Source organism: Candidatus Bathyarchaeota archaeon, from assembly GCA_029882535.1.
GTDB lineage: Archaea > Thermoproteota > Bathyarchaeia > Bathyarchaeales > SOJC01 > JAOUKM01.
Genome location: JAOUKM010000079.1, coordinates 1 through 1,829, shown reverse-complemented (window position 1 = coordinate 1,829; position 1,829 = coordinate 1). Strand labels below are relative to the sequence as shown.

4 protein-coding genes are annotated in these 1,829 nt (G+C 44.1%); 3 read left to right on the top strand and 1 reads right to left on the bottom strand.

From position 1 onward, the window contains the following. Nucleotides 1-281: hypothetical protein (locus OEX01_09715; protein MDH5449260.1), on the top strand; the 281-nt coding region annotated here is incomplete at its 5' end. 49 nt (nucleotides 282-330) lie between these two features. Here the strand turns inward: OEX01_09715 and OEX01_09710 are convergent. Then, a complete protein-coding gene (locus OEX01_09710; GenBank protein ID MDH5449259.1) occupies nucleotides 331-906 on the bottom strand; it encodes a zinc ribbon domain-containing protein in 576 nt (191 codons plus the stop codon). Between the two features lie 150 nt (nucleotides 907-1,056). Between OEX01_09710 and OEX01_09705 the strand changes: the two genes are divergently transcribed. Continuing rightward, complete coding sequence (locus OEX01_09705) at nucleotides 1,057-1,590, top strand: hypothetical protein (GenBank protein MDH5449258.1); 534 nt, start codon at nucleotides 1,057-1,059, stop codon at nucleotides 1,588-1,590. Between the two features lie 15 nt (nucleotides 1,591-1,605). Then, a partial coding sequence (locus tag OEX01_09700; protein MDH5449257.1) for an SPFH domain-containing protein occupies nucleotides 1,606-1,829 on the top strand: 224 nt, incomplete at its 3' end.

Here is a 1,829-nt window from a genome sequence, read left to right as displayed (position 1 = left end):
TCGCCGCCAACGTCCTTGTCAGCATATTCGAGATTTTTTCGCTTACCCTCATTCTCTTCGGCTTGTGGGTCACAATTCTCGCTGGAATACGTGTGGCCAACCCAGAACAATATGGAAGAGGCGCTTTCAATACATTTTCTGGAGGAATCCTATTAACAACCCTTGGCGTCACATGGTCACTCTACATTCGCGAAATGTTCGTTGAATACCTCCTTCCAGCCTTGTTGCTAATCATTGGAATCTTAGTTGCGGTTACTGGGATCCGAGCATGGAGAAAATAACCGACATAAGATCAACGCTATGCCGTGAACAAAACTACTTCTGTTGTTTCTAGGCTTTTCGAGGGGCTCCACAATTTGGGCATGACGTTGCCGTTTCAGGCATCATAGTTCCACAGTACTCACAGGGTACCCTGACTACTTCCTTTTCTTTCACTGCTCCTGGCGCTACTACCGGTCTAACCACCTGAAGTTCTATTGTGTCACTGGTGACGTCAGGACGTCCGTCGATAGCCACCACTCCTTTGATGTTCCAGCTAACGTTTGCGTCTATGCCGTCAAAGGACTCTCGTCCACCAGCAGGAATGTTAACTTTGATTGGAAACGTTTTTTTGAAGCCTGGTACTATGTGCACTCTACCACCTGCCTTCGGATCAGAGGAATGCAATGTGGCATGGTCCCAGTAGACTTGCCGCACGTTACGCCGGCGCTTTTCATTGTATACCCATCTTTCTCGTCTTCTTTTCTCGATGCATCGAAGTTCGGCTCTCACCTCGGTTGCGTCAAATTCGTCTTCACATGAGACGGTGATTGCACCCTTCAAGTCTTCCCCCAGTTCGGCAGTGCTTTTGGGAATTGCCAACGAAACGCTGGCTTTTGGTTTTTTGAATCTCTTGAAAAAGCCCATAAATCATCATTTCTCTGCAGGTTTGATCATTATTTTGAAGAATCGTATCCGTATTTATGATTTCTGATCGATAAAGCTAGAATCTCTATATATATTACTGAGGCATCAACATTTAAATCAGAATAATCGTACAATAAAAGAGGGTTGTTGATGACAGAACGGGAAACGATTGACAAGGTGAAGGACAAACAAGGCATTCTTTCCCAAATTCAAAATTTCTTTACCTTAGGATATGGAACAAAAGAAGATTTGAGAGAACTTAACAGAAAACTGCGAGACCTATATTATCAAGATCTCCGTGACATGCGCCACGTATGGGAAGACGTTTACTTGGCAGCCTTAGATGCAGGTCTTACAGCTTCAAGCAGAGACTTCAAAAAAGTTATCCAAGTACTGGACCGTGTCATGGAGAAAGTGAGGCACGCAGACTACGGTTACGCTGGTCTTATGGATAGAAAAGGGCACATACGAGAGGAAGAACTTGCTCGAGTTTTCAACTACGACAAAGCGTTGGGCAATGATGTCGAAAGCATGAAGGAAGCCGTGAATCAGACCCGCAGCGAAGCTGAAGCTGAGAATTGGACCACTGTACCGGCCGAAGTAAAGAAAATTAAAGGTTTATTACTTGCCTTTGAGAATAAATGGCATGAAAGAGAAAAACAATTCAGACCGTTAGAAATTTAGAATGGAAGGAAAAAAATGCCAATCGTTGAAAAAGTAGCTTGGGATTTTGGTGGTCCTGAGGAAATAGCCTACAGATTTCCCAAACTCTCATTAAAATACGGAAGCCAAGTTGTTGTCAAGGAAAACCAATGGGCCATTTTCTTTCGGGATGGAAAAGCCTATGACGTTTTCGGTCCGGGTAGACATACTATAACAAGCAAGAACATTCCATTCCTAACAGCAGCCTTAAGAGCCCTGAA